Origin of the sequence: Actinomadura sp. NPDC047616, from assembly GCF_040642915.1 — a bacterium.
GTDB lineage: Bacteria > Actinomycetota > Actinomycetes > Streptosporangiales > Streptosporangiaceae > Spirillospora > Spirillospora miaoliensis.
Genome location: NZ_JBEYTB010000013.1, coordinates 185827 through 204677 on the forward strand (window position 1 = coordinate 185827; position 18851 = coordinate 204677).

At 72.9% G+C, this 18851-nt stretch carries 17 protein-coding genes; 10 read left to right on the top strand and 7 right to left on the bottom strand.

The features are described 5' to 3' along the window. Positions 1 to 26: 26 nt before the first annotated feature. Both ABZ801_RS28765 and nudC read left to right on the top strand, forming a co-directional pair. The gene (locus ABZ801_RS28765; protein ID WP_360703529.1) at positions 27 to 1409 is read left to right on the top strand and encodes a dipeptidase; all 1383 of its coding nucleotides are present in this window, start codon (positions 27 to 29) and stop codon (positions 1407 to 1409) included. Between the two features lie 56 nt (positions 1410 to 1465). Beyond that, a complete protein-coding gene (gene nudC / locus ABZ801_RS28770) occupies positions 1466 to 2383 on the top strand; it encodes an NAD(+) diphosphatase (RefSeq protein ID WP_360703532.1) in 918 nt (305 codons plus the stop codon). Positions 2384 to 2437: 54 nt separating this feature from the next. On the opposite strand, the gene ABZ801_RS28775 is transcribed toward nudC, so the two are convergent. After that, positions 2438 to 2725 (bottom strand): mycoredoxin, encoded by a 288-nt coding sequence (locus ABZ801_RS28775; protein WP_344954092.1) that lies wholly within the window; start codon positions 2723 to 2725, stop codon positions 2438 to 2440. A gap of 166 nt (positions 2726 to 2891) precedes the next feature. Between ABZ801_RS28775 and ABZ801_RS28780 the strand changes: the two genes are divergently transcribed. Together ABZ801_RS28780 and tesB are read left to right on the top strand one after the other, a co-directional pair. After that, complete coding sequence (locus ABZ801_RS28780; RefSeq protein ID WP_360703535.1) at positions 2892 to 5003, top strand: ATP-dependent DNA helicase UvrD2; 2112 nt, start codon at positions 2892 to 2894, stop codon at positions 5001 to 5003. A gap of 39 nt (positions 5004 to 5042) precedes the next feature. Next, positions 5043 to 5906 (top strand): acyl-CoA thioesterase II, encoded by an 864-nt coding sequence (gene tesB, locus ABZ801_RS28785; protein ID WP_344954096.1) that lies wholly within the window; start codon positions 5043 to 5045, stop codon positions 5904 to 5906. A 32-nt stretch (positions 5907 to 5938) separates the two neighbouring features. Here tesB and ABZ801_RS28790 read toward each other — a convergent pair whose 3' ends face one another. Continuing rightward, a complete protein-coding gene (locus ABZ801_RS28790) occupies positions 5939 to 6919 on the bottom strand; it encodes a hypothetical protein (RefSeq protein WP_360703538.1) in 981 nt (326 codons plus the stop codon). A 430-nt stretch (positions 6920 to 7349) separates the two neighbouring features. On the opposite strand from ABZ801_RS28790, the gene ABZ801_RS28795 reads away from it, so the two are divergent. The 3 genes from ABZ801_RS28795 to ABZ801_RS28805 all read left to right on the top strand — a co-directional run bounded on the left by ABZ801_RS28795 (position 7350) and on the right by ABZ801_RS28805 (position 8391). Continuing rightward, on the top strand, positions 7350 to 7700 hold the full coding sequence (locus ABZ801_RS28795; protein ID WP_360703541.1) for a hypothetical protein: 351 nt from the start codon (positions 7350 to 7352) through the stop codon (positions 7698 to 7700). A 122-nt stretch (positions 7701 to 7822) separates the two neighbouring features. Further along, a complete protein-coding gene (locus tag ABZ801_RS28800) occupies positions 7823 to 8101 on the top strand; it encodes a WhiB family transcriptional regulator (RefSeq protein WP_285492367.1) in 279 nt (92 codons plus the stop codon). A gap of 119 nt (positions 8102 to 8220) precedes the next feature. After that, a complete protein-coding gene (locus tag ABZ801_RS28805; protein ID WP_344954101.1) occupies positions 8221 to 8391 on the top strand; it encodes a hypothetical protein in 171 nt (56 codons plus the stop codon). A gap of 324 nt (positions 8392 to 8715) precedes the next feature. Here ABZ801_RS28805 and ABZ801_RS28810 read toward each other — a convergent pair whose 3' ends face one another. After that, positions 8716 to 10089 carry an AarF/ABC1/UbiB kinase family protein gene (locus tag ABZ801_RS28810; protein WP_360703544.1) on the bottom strand — a complete coding sequence of 458 codons (1374 nt, stop codon included), beginning with the start codon at positions 10087 to 10089 and terminating at the stop codon, positions 8716 to 8718. Positions 10090 to 11171: 1082 nt separating this feature from the next. Here ABZ801_RS28810 and ABZ801_RS28815 point away from each other — a divergent pair. Together ABZ801_RS28815 and ABZ801_RS28820 are read left to right on the top strand one after the other, a co-directional pair. Next, positions 11172 to 11711: a M48 family metallopeptidase gene (locus ABZ801_RS28815; protein WP_360703546.1), complete on the top strand. Its 540-nt coding sequence runs from the start codon at positions 11172 to 11174 to the stop codon at positions 11709 to 11711. Next, complete coding sequence (locus ABZ801_RS28820) at positions 11708 to 12367, top strand: hypothetical protein (protein ID WP_360703549.1); 660 nt, start codon at positions 11708 to 11710, stop codon at positions 12365 to 12367. Before ABZ801_RS28815 ends, ABZ801_RS28820 begins: the two co-directional genes overlap by 4 nt. Here the strand turns inward: ABZ801_RS28820 and ABZ801_RS28825 are convergent. Genes ABZ801_RS28825 through ABZ801_RS28835 form a run of 3 tightly spaced genes read right to left on the bottom strand, consistent with a single transcriptional unit; the run spans position 12357 to position 14555 of the window. Continuing rightward, positions 12357 to 12914, bottom strand: coding sequence for an NUDIX hydrolase (locus ABZ801_RS28825; protein WP_344954109.1), 558 nt, complete (start codon positions 12912 to 12914; stop codon positions 12357 to 12359). The two genes, ABZ801_RS28820 and ABZ801_RS28825, sit on opposite strands and share 11 nt — an antisense overlap. Positions 12915 to 12924: 10 nt before the next feature. After that, positions 12925 to 13122, bottom strand: coding sequence for a hypothetical protein (locus ABZ801_RS28830; RefSeq protein WP_344954111.1), 198 nt, complete (start codon positions 13120 to 13122; stop codon positions 12925 to 12927). Continuing rightward, complete coding sequence (locus ABZ801_RS28835) at positions 13119 to 14555, bottom strand: zinc-dependent metalloprotease (RefSeq protein ID WP_344954113.1); 1437 nt, start codon at positions 14553 to 14555, stop codon at positions 13119 to 13121. The genes ABZ801_RS28830 and ABZ801_RS28835 overlap by 4 nt, the downstream gene beginning before the upstream one ends. Positions 14556 to 14695: 140 nt before the next feature. On the opposite strand from ABZ801_RS28835, the gene ABZ801_RS28840 reads away from it, so the two are divergent. Beyond that, entirely contained in the window at positions 14696 to 15727 is a 1032-nt protein-coding gene (locus tag ABZ801_RS28840) for an NAD-dependent epimerase/dehydratase family protein (RefSeq protein WP_344954114.1), read from the top strand. Between the two features lie 79 nt (positions 15728 to 15806). Here the strand turns inward: ABZ801_RS28840 and ABZ801_RS28845 are convergent, their stop codons facing one another. Continuing rightward, entirely contained in the window at positions 15807 to 18737 is a 2931-nt protein-coding gene (locus ABZ801_RS28845) for a UPF0182 family protein (RefSeq protein WP_360703554.1), read from the bottom strand. Positions 18738 to 18851 lie beyond the last annotated feature (114 nt).

Below are 18851 nucleotides of genomic sequence, written 5' to 3' on the forward strand. Positions count from 1 at the left end.
GAACAACCTGCAAGGGAGCATGGCCCATGGACGTAGCCGCGTACATCCAGGCCAACAAGGCCGAATTCTTCGCCGACCTCAAGGAGTGGCTGGCGATCCCCTCCATCTCGGGGCACCCGGGCCACACGGGGGACGTGCGGCGCTCGGCGCACTGGTTCGCCACGTATCTGCGCACCATGGGGTTCCCCACCGTGGAGGTGTGGGAGACCAAGGGCCTTCCCGCGGTCTTCGCGGAGTGGCCGGCGGCCGATCCGGACGCTCCCGCCGTCGTCGTCTACGGGCACCACGACGTCCAGCCGGTCGAGCCCCTGGACGAGTGGGAGACCGACCCGTTCACCCCTGTGGAGAAGGGCGACCAGCTCATCGCGCGAGGGGCCTCCGACGACAAGGGGCAGGTGTTCTTCCACACCCTGGGCCTGCGCGCGCTCATGGCCGCCGGGGACGCCACGGCCCCGCCCGTGACGATCAAGCTTCTGGTGGAGGGGGAGGAGGAGTCGGGCTCGGTGCACTTCGCCGAGCTGCTGCGCGAGCACCGCGACCGGCTCGCCTGTGACGCCATCGTCATCAGCGACACCACCATGTGGTCGGCCGACGTTCCGTCCATCTGCACGGGCATGCGGGGGCTCACCGAGGCGGAGCTGTCGCTGTACGGGCCGGACACCGACCTGCACTCCGGGTCGTTCGGCGGCGCCGTGCCCAACCCCCTGCACGCGCTGGCGGACCTTCTGGCGGCCCTGCACGACGAGGACGGGCGCGTCACCCTGCCCGGGTTCTACGACGACGTCGTGCCCGTCACCGACGAGGAACGGGAGCTGTTCGCCCAGCTCCCGTTCGACGAGGCCGCCTGGCTGCGCACCGCCGGAGGCAGCCGTGCCGCCCACGGGGAGAAGGGCTACACCACCCTGGAGCGCGTGTGGGCGCGTCCGACGGCCGAGGTCAACGGCATGTGGGGCGGGCACACCGGTCACGGCGGCAAGACCATCGTGCCGCGCGAGGCGCACGCCAAGATCTCGTTCCGCCTGGTCGCGCACCAGGAGCCGCGCAAGGTGCAGGAGGCGTTCCGCGCGTGGGTGGCCGAGCGCACCCCGCCCGGCATCAAGGCCGAGGTGACGATCCCCGGCGGTGGAGTGCGGCCCTGTTTCTCCCCGATCGACTCCGCCGGAGTGCGGGCGGCGCGGCGCGCCATGGAACGGGCCTTCGGGAAGCCGATCCTGTTCACCCGGGAGGGCGGCAGCGGCCCTGAGGCGGACCTGGCCGACATCCTGGGGGCGCCGCTGATTTTCCTGGCGGTCGGCCTGGATGAGGACCGCATCCACGCCCCCAATGAGAAGGTGGAGATGCCGCTGTTGCTCAAGGGGGCGGAGGCGTCCGCCTACCTGTGGGAAGAGCTGGCCACCGCCCTGCGTTAGCGCTGCCATCGGGGCCCCTGGCCCCGGCCGACCTGTCTGCTGGAAGGACGCACTCGTTGCCGGAGCCGTACGAAACCCTGGAGTGGCTGGCGCTGGCGCGCGGTGACGTCGACCGCGTGGCCGAACGCCGCCGCGACGACGCCTGGTTGCGGGAGGTGTGGGCCGACCCGGGGACGCGCGTGCTCGTCGTGGAACGTGGCAAGACGCTCGTACGGGACGACGGGGAACTCCGGCTGCTGCTGCTCACCCCGGAGGCGGCGCCCGAGGGGGACCGCTACCTGCTGGGGGTCGATGACGACGGCGTCGCCTACTTCGCCGTGGCCGCGCCCCTGCCCGTCGTGGAAGGCGCCCGGCCGGCGGGGCTGCGGCGCGTGGGGGCTGTGCTCGAAGACCGCGACTCCGGGCTGCTCACCCACGCCGTCGCGTTGGAGCACTGGCATGCCACGCACCGGTACTGCCCCGGCTGCGGCGGCCCCACCGAACTGGCTGCCGCCGGTCACGTCCGCGTGTGCCCCGCCGACGGCAGCGAGCACTTCCCCCGGGTCGACCCCGCCGTCATCATGCTGCTGCGGGACGAACGGGACCGCGTGCTGCTGGCCCGCGCCCCCGCATGGCCGCAGGACCGGCGCTCGATCCTCGCCGGATTCGTCGAACCCGGGGAGTCCCTGGAGCAGGCCGTGGCCCGCGAGGTGCGCGAGGAGGTCGGCCTGCCCGTCTGGGACGTGCGCTACCTGGGCAGCCAGCCGTGGCCGCTGCCGCGCAGCCTCATGGTCGGGTTCTTCGCGCGCACGGACGGCGACCGTCCGCTGCGCCCCGACCCGGAGGAGATCCTGGACGCCGCCTGGTACACGCGCGACGAGCTGCGGACGGCGATAGAGGCGGGCGAGGTGGTGCCGCCCGGCCCGCTGTCCATCGCCGCGCAGCTCATCATGCGCTGGTACGGCGGGCCGCTGCCCAGGACGCCGGAGTTCTGACGCCCCGGGGCGCAGCGCGCCTCAGGGGCCCGGCGCCCGGTCAGGGGCGGGCGCTCACTGGCCGTTGAGCTCGGCCAGGTGGCGCTTGACCTCCTTGGCGCTGGGGTTGGTCAGCACGACGCTGTCGCCGATGGTCACGGTCGGGACGGTCTGGTTGCCGCCGTTGACGCTCATCACGAACTCGGCGGCCGCCGGGTCGCGCTCGATGTCGATCTCGACCATTTCGATGCCGTCCCGGGCGAGCTGGCTCTTCAGCCGCCGGCAGAAGCCGCACCACGACGTGGTGTACATGGTCAGCTGCCCGGTGGACCGGGGGGCCTGGTCGGCGGTCGGGGTGGCCATCGGTGCTTCCGTCTCCTTCGGTCGGCTTGTCCGGGCTCGTCCGGACGCGGTGCCCGCGCCGGACGCCCCTACTGCGAACACCGCGCTCCGGCGCCGCATTCCGGAGGTTATCCACAGGCCGTGCGGAAGGGCCATCCGGTCCCCCGCGGCTGTCACGATGGAAGGCATGTTGGCAGACGGGGTTCTGGAAGGGCTCGATCCGGAGCAGCGCGCCGTGGCCGAGGCGGTGCGCGGCCCGGTGTGCGTGCTGGCGGGCGCGGGCACCGGCAAGACCAGGGCGATCACCCATCGGATCGCCTACGCCACGCTCACCGGCGTGGTGACGCCGCAGCGGGTGCTGGCGGTGACGTTCACCACCCGCGCCGCCGGCGAGCTGCGCTCGCGGCTGCGGCGGCTCGGCGCGCCGGGCGTGCAGGCCCGCACCTTCCACGCCGCGGCGCTGCGCCAGCTGTCGTACTTCTGGCCGCGGGTGGTCGGCGGCGAACCACCCAAGATCATCGAGTCGAAGATCGCGCTGGTGGCGGACGCGGCGCGGGCCCTGCGGCTGTCCTACGGCCGCACCGAGCTGCGCGACGTGGCCGGCGAGATCGAGTGGGCCAAGGTGACCCAGACCCGTCCCGAGGACTACGCCGCCGCGGTGGCCGCCGCGTCGCGCCGTCCCCCCGCCGACGTGGCCGACATCGCCGGCGTCTACGACATGTACGAGACGCTGCGCCGCGAACGCAACCTGCTGGACTTCGAGGGCATGCTGGAGCTGACCGCCGCGGTGCTCACCGAGCATCCCGAGGTGGCCCGGCAGGTCCGCGACCAGTACCGGTACTTCGTGGTCGACGAGTTCCAGGACGTCAACCCGCTGCAGATGCTGCTGCTGGAGGCGTGGCTGGGCGAGCGCGACGACCTGTGCGTGGTCGGCGACCCCAACCAGACGATCTACTCGTTCACCGGCGCCACCCCCTCCTACCTGCTGGACTTCACCAGGCGCTTCCCGGGCGCCAAGGTGGTCAAGCTGGTGCGCGACTACCGGTCCACGCCCCAGGTGGTGCGGCTGGCCAACGGCGTCATCGGGCGGGCGTCGGGCGAGGCGGCCAAGCGGTACCGGCTGGAGCTGGTCGCGCAGCGTCCCGACGGGCCCGACCCGGTCTTCGTGTCCTACGACGACGAGGTCGCCGAGGCCGACGACGTGGCCCGCCGCGCCCGCAAGCTCATCGACGAGGGCGTGCCCGCCCGCGAGATCGCCGTCCTGTACCGGGTGAACGCCCAGTCGGAGACCTACGAGGCGGCGTTCGCCGCGGCGGGCGTGCCGTACGTGCTGCGCGGCGCCGAGCGGTTCTTCGAACGGCCCGTGGTCCGCGAGGCGGTGATCCGGCTGCGCGGCGCGGCCCGGGCCGGGGCCGACGCCGAGACCGACGGCATGGGCCTGGTCGCCACCGTGCGGCACGTGCTGACCGGCGCGGGCTTCAGCGAACGGCCGCCCGAGGGCACCGGCGCGGCCCGCGAGCGCTGGGAGTCGCTGGCCGCGCTCGCCCAGCTCGCCGAGGACATGGCGGCCGCCGACCCGGCCGCCGGGCTGCCCCAGTTCGTGGCCGAGCTGGAGGAACGCGCCGCGGCCCAGCACGCCCCGGCGCTGGAGGGCGTCACGCTGGCCTCCCTGCACGCCGCCAAGGGCCTGGAGTGGGACGCGGTGTTCCTGGTGGGCCTGGTCGAGGGCACGCTGCCGATCGTCTACGCCGAGACCCCCGAGCAGATCGAGGAGGAGCGCCGCCTGCTGTACGTGGGGGTGACCCGCGCCCGCGAGCACCTCACCCTGTCCTGGGCGCTGGCGCGTTCCCCCGGCGGCGCGCGACGCCGCCGGGTGTCCCGCTTCCTGGACGGCCTGACGCCCAGTACCCAGACGCCGACCCCGGCGCGCGCCGACCGCTCCAAACGGCGCGGCGGCCGGGGCCCGCAGCCGTGCCGGGTGTGCGGCCGTCCGCTGACCGCCGCGATCGAACGCAAGCTCGGCCGCTGCGAGGACTGCCCCGTCGAGATCAACGAGGAACTCCTGCTCGCCCTGCGCGACTGGCGCGCCCGCACCGCCGGCGAGCAGCGCGTCCCGCCGTACGTGGTGTTCACCGACGCCACCCTGCAGGCCATCGCCGAACACGACCCCGAGTCCCTGGAGGACCTCGCCCGCATCCCCGGCGTCGGCCGGGTGAAGCTCCAGCGCTACGGCACCGACGTCCTGGCCCTCTGCCAGGGCGCCCCGCCGCCCGGGGGTGATCCGGCGAGTACGGGGTGAGATCCCTGCCACACCGGGTGGTTTGGAAGACTATCCGCCGTGAAGGAGTCCCTGAAGGAGCTGCTCGACCTGCTGGATCTCGAGCAGATCGAGAACGACATCTTCCGCGGCCGCAGTCCCGAGGAGCGCCAGCAGCGGGTGTTCGGCGGACAGGTCGCGGGCCAGGCGCTGGTCGCGGCGGGACGGACCGTCCCGGTCAACCGGCCGGTGCACTCGCTGCACGCCTACTTCATCCGGCCCGGCGACCCGCTGGTGCCCATCGTCTACACCGTGGACCGGGTCCGGGACGGACGGTCCTTCACCACCCGCAGGGTGCTGGCCATCCAGCACGGCAAGGCGATCTTCAGCCTGTCGGCGTCGTTCCAGATCGTCGAGGACGGGCCGGCCCACCAGGCGGCCATGCCCGAGGCGCCCGATCCGGAGACGCTGCCGCACGCGCTGGACCGGCTCACCCCGATCTTCGGTGAGCGGGCCGCCGCCGAGTTCGTCGGCCGGCGCCCGTTCGACGTCCGGCACGCCACGCCGCTCACCTGGGAGGCGGCCAAGGACCCGGCGCTGGCCACCCCCGAGTCCAAGGTCTGGCTGCGCGTCGACGGCGAGCTGCCCGACGACCCGATGCTGCACGTGTGCCTGATGACCTACGCCTCGGACATGACGCTGCTGGACACCGTCCTGCTCAACCACGGCCTGGCCTGGGGCGACAAGCGCACCATGGGCGCCAGCCTGGACCACGCCATGTGGTTCCACCGCCCGTTCCGGGCCGACGACTGGCTGCTGTACTACCAGGACACCCCGTTCGCCGGCGGCGCGCGCGGCCTGGCCCGCGGGCAGGTCTTCACCCGCTCCGGGGAACTGGTCGTGTCGGTGATGCAGGAGGGGCTGGTCCGGGTCAGCGACTTCTGACCAGGACCGCCCCTGTCGCCCTGTCATCGCCCTCAGGCGCGGGACATGTACTGCGCCGTGTAGTCGATCATTTCCTGGACGTACGCGGCTACGCGGCGCGGGCATCGTTCGCCGTTGTCGTCGGCATCCTCCGGCGGGAAGGCCAGGGCGCGCGCATGGCGCGGGGTGTCCCGGATCTGGACGGAATGGCCATCGGTATGCGGGCACGGCCGGTCGAGGGCGGCGAGGTCGAACGTCCTGAGGGCCTCGTTGTAGAGGGCGGCCACGGACGGCGCGGCCGACCCCCAGTAGCAGTGCTGGGCCAGGTGGGCCACGGCCAGGGCCAGTGGCGCGCGTTCCTCGGGACGCGCGTCCCCCAGCAACCTGCGGGACGCCCAGACGGCGGCCTTCTCGGCGGCGGGATCGATGCTGCTGTATTTCTGCCGTTCGATGTCGGAGAGCAGCGCGTCGAGGTCGGCCCGGCCGTCCTCGGTCAGGTAGCGCTCGTCCAGCTCGGCATCGGCGGGCGGGACCTCGAACCGTTCCCGCCGGGCCTGTGTGAGGTCCCGCACCGTCTCGGCGGCCAGTTCCCGCAGGTAGCCGGGGCAGTTCATGGCGTCGAGGTCCAGGTGCTCCGCGTCGCGGAACGAGTCGGCGGCCGACCCCTCCGGGTCGCCGATCAACGCCATGATCTCGGCCGCGCCCTCGGGGTCGGCCGCGTCGATCTCGGGGTGCTCGTGCTCGCCGGGAGCCGGGCAGACCGCCGTCCCGTAGAACTCCTCGGCCCGGGTCGCGGCATCGATCAGGTCGTCGAAGACGGAGACGTCGGTGATCTGCCACTTGGCGTACCAGCGGCTGGCGTACGCCGCGACCAGCATGGCGCGCCCGTGCCGGCTGCCGGGGGCGGTCCTCAGCTCGCCGGCGATCATCCCCAGCGTCTCCGGCGGCTCGCCGTACGGGTAGCCGTGGAGCATGTTGGCCAGTTCGTTCGCCAGGTCCTTGTAGTCGATCGAGCCGTCGTCCTTGTAGTACACCGAAGCTCCGAGTCGTGCGGGGATTGGGTGATCTTCAGACGAACGGCGCCCGTGTGCCGGTTCCATGACGGAACGACCAGGTCCGGGCCGAGTTTCGCGGCCGGGTCGCTGGGGCGGGGGTGCCGGCGCATGAGGTCCCAGGCCAGGGGGAACAGGTCGACTGGGTGATCGCGCCAATGGCGGATACTGGGGACGGGGCAGGGACCGCGCCCGGCCCGTGCGGTGCCTTCGGCTTCCCTTAGACGACCGCCGTCCCGCGCTGGTTCTGTCCGGATCGGGTGAATTCACCCACAAAACCGCAGGTCAAAAATACCTTGATTGGTTCGAGCGAGTACCCGTACGCTCGAACGCGAGCATTCAGACGGCCCTGCCGACCGGATCGTGTTCCGGGTCGGGGCCCCGAGGAGCCAGAGAGGTGGTGTGCAGTCCGGTGATCTCGACGACTTCCCGCATCGCGAAGCCGAACACCCGGGCCACGCTGCGTCCTGGCGCCGTGCCGGCGTATTCCGGCGTGTTCGCCGGCGCCGCCTCGGGGTCCGTCCTCGGCGGCAAAGCGGCTCTGATCAGCGGTGGCACGTGGTCCCTGCGACTGCGTGCGTTCGCCGATCCGCGTGATCTGTGCCGCGCGCAGCGTGTCCAGAACGAGCAGGGGCGGAGTGTCTTCGGACGGCTCTTCGAAGGCAACGACCTCATGGCTCCGGCCACGGCCCACGTGGGCGCCTCCCTCATCGAGATGAAGGGTGGCGTGTCGGGTCCGTACCCCTGGAGGCGACCGGTCTAGAAGCACCGGCAAGCCCCCAGGGCCGCGGATCCACACACCGGATCCGCGGCCCTTCTCTTTTGCCCAGACAACCCACCGACACGACCGTTGAGATCCAACGAGAGGAAGCAAGGGTGACCGTGATGCAGGGGGCGCTCGCGATGAGCGAGGAGGACCTCACGCTTCCGTGCCGGACCGACCCGGAGCTGTTCTTCGCCGAGGACCCCGCCGACGTCGAACTGGCCAAGTCGCTCTGCCTGGAGTGCCCGCTCCGCAAGGCGTGCCTGGCCGGAGCCCTGGAGCGCAAGGAGCCCTGGGGCGTGTGGGGCGGCGAGCTGTTCGTCCGCGGTGTCGTCGTGCCGCGCAAGCGGCCGCGGGGACGTCCGCGCAAGAACCCGCTGCCGGACGGCGCCGGGGTGTGACGCCTGAGGCGTCACGCATCGGGCCAACGAAGATCGCAATGCCGACACTCAGCCGCGCGGACCGGGGGAGTGCGGCTCCCGCCCGGGGGCCGCACCCCCCGGCCGTCAGGGAGAACATCATGACCATGGACGGCCGGGAGCGGACCCCCGCTCCCGCGCTGCGGGACCGGACCCTCGCCCTCGACGAGGCGGCCCGCCGCCAGACCGCCGCCCGCGTGCGGGCCATGCGCCGCGCCCGCCGCGACGCCCGCGTCCGGGCGGCCCGCGTCCGCCGAGCCCTGCTCGGCTGACCGCGTGAGCCGATGCCCGCGGATCCGGGCGGCCGGAGCCAAGGGCGACGTTGACAGCACAATGCGTTTCAGGAGCCCGCCGGTGGCAGGCGCTCGACCGCCCGTTCTTCTTGGATGGTTTGACGGGCGGCGCGCCTCCCGGCGGGTGAGGGAGCGTCCGGCGGCCCTACGCCTCCGCCGGGCGTTCCGCGAAGCGGGGCCCCGCGCATCTCATCAGTGCGCGGGGCCCCGCTCTGCGTCTTCGGGGAAAGCGGCTCCCGTCGAAGAATCCTCGCGAGCCGCTCGCGCGTTGGGAGAGTCTCGGTGGTCGGAGGGAGGGAGCAGTCAGCCGGCGAGTTCGTCGTCGTCCAGCCGGTCTTCGTCCGCCGCGTCGGGGGCGTCCGGCGTGTCGGGGTCGTCGGCGAAGCCGGAGATCCAGCGCAGGGACTCGGCGCGGGCGGGGATCTCGCATTCCAGCTGGCACAGCACGCCGGTGCCCGCCGACAGGACGCGGTGCACGATCACGTACTCGGGCGGCAGGTTCAGCTGGCGCACCACGTTGGTCGGCCGCAGGTCGGTGACGCGGGCGGCCATGTCGCGCAGCCACTCGCGGGTGAACTTGAAGGTGTCGGTGACGAACGGCTCGGTGATCGGGGCCAGGAACGCGTGCAGCGCCTCGGCGTCGATGGTGACGCCCTCGCGGATGAAGTCCTCGCGGCGCAGCGCGTCCTCGATCTCGTCGATCCCGGCCATGGTGCCGATGCGCAGCAGCCGTCCCATCCGGTACTGGAACTCCGGCGCGATGCGGTCGACGGCGCCGAAGTCCATCACGCCGAGCCGGCCGTCGTCCAGGACGCGGAAGTTGCCCGGGTGCGGGTCGCCGTGCAGCAGGCCGCAGCGGCGCGGGCCGGACAGCAGGAAACGGCAGTACAGCAGGGCCGCGTGGTCGCGTTCCTCCTGATCGCCGTCCGTGATGATCTTCGAGAGGGGGACGCCGTCCATCCACTCGGTCACCAGCACGTCGCCGGCCTGCGCGACCACGGCGGGGATGGAGAAGTCGGGGTCGTCGGCGTACGCCTCGTGCACGATGCGCTGCGACTCGGCCTCGACGGTGTAGTCGAGCTCCTCGGCGACGCGTTCGCGCAGCTCGGCCAGCATCGACTTGACGTCCAGGCCCGGCATCAGCACGGCGAACAGCTTGGCCAGCCGCGACAGCTGGTTGAAGTCGCTGAGCAGCGCCTTGCCCGCCCCCGGATACTGCACCTTGACGGCGACCGCGCGGCCGTCCTCCCACACGCCGCGGTGCACCTGCCCGATGGACGCGGCGGCCGCGGGGGTGTCGTCGAACTCCTGGAAGCGGTCGCGCCAGTCCTCGCCGAGGGCGTTCGCCAGCACCTGGTGGACGGTGGCGGCGGGCAGCGGCGGCGCGGCCTCCTGCAGCCGGGTCAACGTGGCCCGGTAGGGACCGGCGATCTCCGGCGGCAGCGCCGCCTCGAAGATCGACAGCATCTGGCCGAGCTTCATCGCCCCGCCCTTGAGCTCCCCGAGCACCTTGAACAGCTGCTCGGCGGTGCGCTGCTGGATCTCGACGGCCACCGCCTCGGCGGGCTTGCCGAAGGTGCGCTTGCCCACCCCGAGCGCGGTGCGTCCCGCGAAGCCGAGGGGCAGGGTCGCGAGTTTTGCGGACCGCGTCACCGCGCGGCGGGGGAGATCGCTCACGGTGACCATTGTCAGGGATGGCGGTCGTTCGCGCCACAACGATTGGCGGGCCGAACGCCCACCGGAACCCCTCACCCCCGCGCGAGCTGCGCCGATGAAGTAAGTGTGCGCTTTCTCACCTTGGCGGCCCAGGTGCGGCGGCCACCGCCCCGGGACGGGTCGCCGTGACCGCTGAGACGGACGGGGCCGGGCGGCTCGCCACCGCGTCGCGGCCCGTACCCCGCCCCGGCGCGGGACCTGTGGTGACGATGGCCCGTCCCGTGCCGTGGCGCCGCGCGTCCACCGGGGGAACGGCCCGCGTCGCGGCCGCGGAGACTCCTGCGGACGGCCATGCGCTCGGCCGCCAGGGACGCCACCACCGGCGCCGCCGTCTGCATCAGCCACGTGACGGCCTCGGGCGGCAGCCCCAGGCGCCGGGCCGTCCTGCGCGACAGCGGAGCGAGCATCCGGCCCGCCACCCTGCCCAGCGCCGCCCCGGCGACGCCGCCTCCGATCCGCGCCACCGTCCCCCGCGCGCCCGTCGCCCGCGCGCCCGTCGCCCGCGTGTCCGTAGTCCGCGCGCTCGGCCGGGCGTCCGCGTGCCGCGCGCCCTTACGGGCGGACGCGTGCGAACCGTTGGCCCCGTGCCGCGGCATTCTCGCCGTCCCGGGCACGTCGCGCCCGGCGGCCGTCCGTTTTCTTCGCCTGTACCTGATCACTGTGCCCCCCGAAGTCCGGTCCGGTGGAAGGATCCGCACGGCCGGGACCCCTACCGTCTGCGACCGTTCCGTTACGTACCCAGTCGATCACGGCGGAATGCCCCGGCCGCGGCGGACGGCTCGCCTTCCCCGTCGAGCGGCCCGCGGCGGCTCGGGGCGTCCCGATCTCCGACGGTAGGAGTGAGGTTCGTCACGGTCAACACCGCCCCCGCGTCCCTGGGGAAAGGCTGTGGAACCTCGTGGGGACCACGCGGCGCGGCCCTGTGGACAAGATCGTCTTCCGCTGTGGATACACGGCGTGGTTTGTTAAAAACAAGGGCTCTGACCTGCGGCGTTGTCAAACACCCCCTGTGGAGGACGCAAAAACTTAGGTACCGTTCTGGCGTGCCGCCAAATGTTGAGGTCCGCCGCAGCAGCCGACGCCGGCGGACGGTGTCCGCCTACCGTGACGGGGACAAGGTCGTGGTGATGCTCCCCTCGCGGCTCTCCAAGGCGGAGGAGGAACAGTGGATCGCCACGATTCTGGAACGGCTGGCGGAGAAGGAACGCCGCCGCCGTCCCACCGACGCCGACCTCCAGACGCGCGCCCGTGAACTGTCCCGCCGCTACCTCGGCGGACGCGTCGAGCCCGCCAGCGTGCGGTGGGTCGGCAACCAGCGCACCCGCTGGGGCTCCTGCACGCCGGACGACGGCACCATCCGCCTGTCCACGCGGCTGCGCGGCATGCCCGGCTGGGTCGTCGACTACGTCCTGGTGCACGAGCTGGCCCATCTGATCGTCCCCGGGCACGGCCCCGGCTTCTGGGAGCTGGTCGCCAACTACCCCAAGGCGGAACGGGCACGCGGCTACCTGGAGGGCGTCGCGGCGGCCGCCCACCTGCCGCTGGAGGCCGAGGACGAGGAGCTTCGCGAGGTCGCCGGGTGAGCGAGGCGACCGTGGCGCGGCGCAGCCTGTACGTGGCGGTGCTGGCCGCGCGGAAGGACGACGACGGAGACGACGCCGCCGCGGTCCCGCCGGGCGTCGACCCCGACGAGTTCCGGCTGGCGCTGCTGGAGGACACCTACGAGATCGCGGCCGGGCTCGACCTGGTCACCCCCGCGCTGGTCCTCGATCCGCCCGACCAGCCCGACGCCGAGGCGATCACCTGGCCCGGCACGCCGGTCGTCCGCGAGACCACCCTGACCGGCGCGTTCGCGGCGCTGCACGCGCTCGGCGCCACCGAGGCGGTGCTGCTGGCCGCCGACGCCCCCGACCTTCCCGGGCTGCACATCGGCAAGCTGTTCCGCGCCCTCGGGCACGCCCCGGCCTCCGCCTGCCAGGCCGACGGCGGCGGGCTCGTCGCGCTGGCCGCCCGGCTGCCGCTGCCGGACTGGCTGGACGGCGCCCTGCGCGAGGTCGGCCTCGACACCCCCGACGCGCTGGCCCGGTTGCGCGCCGCCGCGCCGCGTCCCGGCCTGGTCCCGCAGGGGCCCGCCTGGCACCGCCTGCGCACCCTCGACGACCTGGGTTTCCTCGACCCCGGCCTGGAAGGCTGGGAGAACACCCGCGCCCTGCTCGAAGGCCGCCCCCTCAGAACCTGAGAGCCTTGGCGACCAGGCGGCGGACGACGTCGTCGGCCGACTCGGGCAGCGCGTCCGGCGGGAACCACCGCAGATCCGCCGACTCCTCGCTGATCCTGTGCCGCGCGCCCGGCGGGGCGACCGCCGCGTACTGCACGTCCAGATGCCACGAACCCTGCCGATGGCAGCGCACCGCGTGCCGGTCGAGCTGGACGGGCCAGGGCCGCGACAGCCGCAGCCCGGCGATGCCCGACTCCTCCGTCGCCTCGCGCAGCGCCGCGTCCGCAACCGTCGCGTCCCCCGGCTCGCAGTGCCCGCCGAGCTGCAGCCACCCGCCGATCTTGCGGTGCAGGGTCAGCAGCACGCGCGTGGCCGTGGCGTCCAGCACGATCGTGCTGGCGGTGAGGTGACCGGCCGCGCACTCCCGCCACATGCCGTCGGGGTGGCTCTCCAGGTGCCGCAGGAACTCGCGCCGCAACCGGTCCTGCTGGGGGTCGGGCGCCCGCCAGGCGTCCAGCATCCGCATCGCGTCGGCGCGCAACGCGGTGCCCGGGGAGACGGAGGTCATGGGGCGCCGGTCACGTCCTGCCCACGCGCGGGTACCGGGAGTTGGCCGGGTGCCGCCGCCGTCGCTCCTGGTCGAGCGGCCGCTGCCAGCACAGCCCGGCGGCCCGCGCCGCCCGGCGCCTGATCATGGCCGTGGACGATCCCGGCGCGTACACGCATCCGTTGACCCGCTGACCGCCGCCGAAGCCGTGGCCGAACCCGAACCTCACGAGCCGGACCCGGAGCCGTCGTCGCCGGAGCCCGTGCCGCCGGGGCCTCCGTCGTCCTTGTCCTCGTCCTTCTCGTCGGCCTTCTCGGCGTCGGCCCGGCCCTCCGGCCCCTCGGGCGCGTCCTTCGGCAGGTGCTTGGTGAAGGCCGAGATGTCCAGATCGGACAGGCCCTCCACCTCCGGACGGCCGTGCACGTAGCCCTGGGGGTCGTCCAGGTCGTCGGCGGTCGGCAGCAGGTCGGGGTGCTCCCACACCGCGTCGCGGCCCTGCACCCCGCGCACCTCGGTGAGCGTCCGCCACAGCGCCCCCGCCTCGCGCAGCCGCCGCGGCCGCAGCTCCAGGCCGACCAGCGTGGCGAACGTCCGCTCGGCCGGGCCGCCGGTGGCGCGGCGCCGCCGCACCGCCTCGGCCAGCTTGACCGCGTTCGGCAGCCGTCCCCCGGCCACCTCGTTGACCACCGTGTCGACCCAGCCCTCGACCAGCGCCAGCGTGGTCTCCAGCCGGGCCAGCGCCGCCTTCTGCCGCGGCGTCTCCTCCGGCTGCAGCTGGAGCTCGCCGCCCAGCGCCCGCTGGATCGCCTCCGGATCGCTCAGGTCGAGGCCCTGCACGGCCTGCTCGATGCCCGACAGGTCGACGGTGATGCCCCGCGCGTACTCCTCGACCGCGCCCAGCAGGTGCGACCGCAGCCACGGGACGTGCACGAACAGCCGCTGGTGCGCGGCCTCGCGCAGCGCCAGGTACAGCCGCACCTCGTCGTCCGACAGCTCCAGGCCCTCGCCGAACGCGGCCACCCCGGCCGGCAGCAGCGCGCCCACGCCGTCCGGCGCCAGCGGCAGCCCCACGTCGGACGAGCCGACCACCTCGCGGGCCAGCCCCCCGAGCGCCTGCCCGGCCTGGCCGCCCACCATGGCCCCGGCCATCTGCTTGACCATGCCGATCAGCGGGCCCGCCATCGCCTGCACGTCGGCGGGGATGCCGCCCGAGCCCAGCGCGCCGCCCATCGAGTCGACCATCCGCTCGGCGATCGGGTCGCACACCTTCGCCCACACCGGCAGGGTCTGCTCGATCCACTCCGACCGGCTCCACGCCTGCGGCTTCTGCACGCCCGCGGGCAGCGTGGTGCCCTCGTCCAGCCACAGGTCGGCCAGCCGCAGCGCCTCCTCGACCTGGCGGCGCTCGGCGTCCACAACCGAGGGGTCGCCCTGCTCCACCACGGTGTGCCGGGCTATGTTCTTGGCCAGATCCCAGTTCAGCGGGCCGCCGGCCCCGGCCCCCGCCTGGGCGCTGCCGATCATGTCGGCGAAGCGGTGCAGCATGTCGGCGAACTGCCGCATGTCGCCCATGGCCTGGAACGGATCCTGGGGCTTGTCCTTGTCGCCTCTGTCGTCGTCACCGTCGTCGGGACGGTTGAAGCCGAAGGGAGTGTTGCTCATCGGTTCGCCCCTGGGATGCATGATGGGCTCATATCCGCAACGTTAGCCGGTCCCGGCGAACTCGCGTACACAGGGAAGGGGGCAGCTCCGTGGCAACGGGCAAGGTTCGCCCTCGGCGTAGCACGGGCCCGGTCGTCGCCGTGACGGGGGCGGCCGCCGGGACGGGGCGGCTGCTGGCCGCCCGCCTGGTCGAGCGCGCCGAGGTGCGCAAGGTGGTGGCGGTGGATGGGCACCGCGGCGACGTCCAGGGCGCCACCTGGCGCGTCGTGGACGTCCGCGACCCGCTGCTGTCGCACCGGCTGTCGGACGTGGACGTGCTCGTCCACCTGGACGTCGAGGCGTCCCCCGACATGGACCCGCGCGAGCGCCGCACCCACAACGTCCGCGGCGCGCAGACCGTGGTGACCGCCGCCGCGGCCGCCCGCGTGCGCCGCGTGGTCCTGGTCACCAGCGCCATGGTGTACGGGGCGTCGCCCGACAACCCGGTGCCGCTGCCGGAGGACGCCCCGCTGACGGCCGAGGCCAACACCAGCGTCGCCGGCGACTACCTGGAGATGGAGGAGCTGGCCGGGACCGCCGCCGTCAGCCACCCCGGGCTGCGCGTCACGGTGGTGCGGCCCGCCGCGCTGGTCGGCCCCGGCGTCGACACCGTCATCACCCGGCACTTCGAGGCGCCCCGGCTGCTGTCGGTCAAGGGCTGCGCCCCCGGCTGGCAGTTCTGCCACATCGAGGACCTGGCCGCCGCGCTGGAGCTGGTCGTCGTCGAGGACCTGGACGGGCCGCTGGCGGTCGGCTGCGACGGCTGGCTGGGCCCCGAGGAGGTCCAGGAGATCACCGGCAAGCGGCGCTTCGAGCTGCCCGCCGCCGTCACCTTCGGCATGGCGCAGCGGCTGCACCGCCTCGGCATGACCCCCGCGCCCGCCACCGACCTGCACTACGTCGCCTACCCCTGGGTCGTCGACTGCGCCCGGCTGCGGGCCGCGGGCTGGAAACCCGTCTACGACAACGCCACGGCGCTGCGCGTCCTGCTGGACGAGACGGCCGGACGGCACGCCGTCGTCGGCCGCCGTGTGGGCGGCCGGGAGGCCACCATGGCCACCGCTGCGGGCGCCACCGTCGCCGCGATCGGCGCCGCGGCCGCCATCCGCCGCGCCCGGCGCCGCCGCCGCTGAGCGTCCCTGTGAAACACGAGGCCCGGGGCCGCCCCCAGGGGCGGGCACCCGGGCCCTTGCTCGCGTGGACCGGCGCGGATCAGCCTCCGGCCGACGGCGAGGCCGACGGAGAGGCCGACGGGGACGGGCTCCCGGACGGCGACGGCGACGCCGACGGGCGGGCACCGGCGGAGGACTGCTCCGACAGCGTCCGCTGCGCGGCCTGGATCCGCTTGTAGGCCTCGCCCATCCCGGCGAAGTCGCCGGCGCGCTGCGCCTTGTCGAAGTCGGCGACGGCGTCCTGCAGCTCGCTGATGGCGCGCTGGGCCTCGGCGCTGAGCTGCACGTTGCCCTGCTGCTTGTTGTCGCCGCCCTGGCCGGAGGGCGGCGAGGCGGGGGCGGTGCTGTCGCCGAACAGCTTGTCCAGCGCCTCCGGCAGCGTGTTGGCCGAGGCGATCCGGTCGCCGAAGCGCACCAGCACCTGCCCGAGCAGCGGATACGGCTGCTGTTCCTCGCCACCCGCGGCCATGGCGTACATCGGCTCGACGTACAGCAGGCCACCCGCGAACGGGATCGTCAGCAGGTTGCCCGCGACGGTGCGGGTGTTGCCCAGCCGCAGCCGGTTCAGCGTCTCCTTGACCGACTGGTCGGTCTCGAAGGAGTTCTGCACCTGACCGGGGCCCTGCGTCGGCGGCGTGCGCGGCGTCTGCAGGATTGTGATCTTGCCGTAGTTGGGGCCGGGCTCGGAGTTCACCGACATGAACGCCGCCAGGTTCGGGTTGCGGCGCGGGTTGAACACCGTGGTCAGCGCGAACTCCTCGGTGGTGCCGCCCGGCATCCGCAGGCTCTGGTAGTACGGCGGCTGGCGGCGTCCCTTGGCGGACGGGTCCTCCGGCACCTCCCAGAAGCCCTCGGCGTTGTAGAACGCCGCCGGGTCGTTGACGTGGTACTTGGCCAGCACCTGCCGCTGCACCTTGAACAGGTCCTGCGGGTAGCGGAAGTGGCTCTCCAGCTCCGCCGGGATGCTGCTGCGCGGCTTCACCGTCCCCTTGAAGACCTTCATCCAGGTCTTGGCGACCGGGTCATTGGTGTCCCACTGGTACAGGGTCACCGAGCCGTCGTAGGCGTCCACCGTCGCCTTGATGGAGTTGCGCATGTAGTTGACCCGGTCGTTGGCCTGCCGCGCCACCGCCGACCGGGTGTCGGTGATGGTGTCGCGGGTGGCGTCGCCCAGGCTCATGCGCTCGGAGTACGGGTAGTTGTTGGACGTGGTGTAGCCGTCCAGGATCCAGGTGATGCGGCCGTTCACCACCGCCGGGTACGGGTCGCCGTCCAGCGTCAGCCACGGCGCGGCGCGCTGCACCATCTCCCGCGGGGTCCGGTTGTAGAGGATCTTGGCGTTGTCCTTGATCCCCCCGGACAGCAGCAGGTTCTTCTCCTGGAACTTGGTCGCGTACAGCAGCTTGTGGAAGAACGAGTCGATCGACACCCCGCCGCGGCCCGCGTAGGTGGTGCTGGCCTGCCCGTCCTGGCTGTTGTCGGGGTAGTTCAGCTCCTGCTGGCCGCGGCCGCCCACCACCGAGTACAGGGGCGAGTACTCGCCGAAGTAGATCTCCGGCCGGTTCACCTTGATCTGCGAGTTGGGGTTGACCGGCATGTCCGTGGTGACGAAGTCCGGCGCACCGCCCTGCGCGAACCGGTCGCCGTAGGCCGACACGAACCCGTAGCCGTGGGTGTAGACCATCCGGTCGTTCACCCAGCTGCGCTGGCCCGCCGGTGCGCTGGACAGCTCGCGCAGCGCCACCACCGCCGCCACCGTCCGGTCACCGATCTTGTAGCGGTCGACGTCAAGCGTGTCGGGGAACCGGTAGAACGGCCGGACCCGCTGCAACTGCTGGAACGTCGGGCCGACCACGGCAGGGTCGAGCAGCCGCACGCCCTGCAGGTCGTCCTTGGCCTGGCGCAGCCTGCCCGCGTCGCTCTCGGGCTGCCCGCCGTACGGGACGACCTGCGCCGTGTCGACGCCGTACGCCTTGCGCGTGAACTCGATGTTGCGCTGGATGTACTGGCGCTCCTTGGCCAGTTCGTCCGGCCGCACCTGGAACTGCTGGATCAGCAGCGGGTACACCCCGCCGACCAGGATCGCCGACAGCACCAGCAGCGTGAAGCCCACGCCCGGCAGCATCATCCCGCGCCGCACGATGTTCCCCACGAACATCGCCGCGCAGATCAGCGCGATCACCGCCAGGATCGTCTTGGCCGGCAGCAGCGCGTTGACGTCGGTGTACGACGCGCCGGTCGTCACCCCCCGCTCGGAGTGCACCAGCCCGTACCGGTCGAACCAGTACGCCACCGCCTTCAGCAGGACGAACAGGCCGACCAGCACCGACAGGTGGGCGCGCGCGGGCGGGCTGGCCTTGTCGCCCGGCCCCTGCAGCCGCAGCCCCCCGTACAGGTAGTGGACGGCCACCGCCGCCAGGAACGACAGGATCACGGTGGCGAACACCACGCCCAGCACCAGCCGCACGAACGGATAAGTGAAGACGTAGAACGACACGTCGCGGTGGAACTGGGGGTCCTCCACGCCGAACGGCGTGCGGTTGAGGAACGCCAGCACCACCGGCCACTGCCCGGCCACCGACGACCCCGCCAGCAGACCCAGCAGCCCCAGCAGCCCACCGGTGATCAGCCGCCGCCGCGGGTCCACCACCGTGCGGTAGCGCTCCAGGCCCTGCTGCTCCACCGACAGCGGCCGGTACGGCGGGCGCAGCCGGTAGGCGATCACCATGTTGGCGCCCACCACCAGCGCCACCAGCAGGCCCGATCCCACGAACAGCAGGACCCTGGCCCACAGCTGGGTGGTGTAGACCTTCGAGAAGTGGATCGAGCGGTACCACAGCAGGTCGGTGTAGACCGACGTGAAGATCAGGTACGCGACCAGCAGCACGGCCAGCGTCACCAGGACCGGCAGCACCAGCCGGGTCCGGCCCGTGCCGAGCCGTCGCCCGAACCCGGGTGTCCGGAACGTCAAGGGCGGCCCCTCCGTTCAAGGTGTCGTCCCCACCGGCGGCCTGCCGGTGCTGTCTATGCAACTTATCGAGTCGGCCGCGGGTTCCCGCACGTGTACGCGAGGTACGTCCGGGAA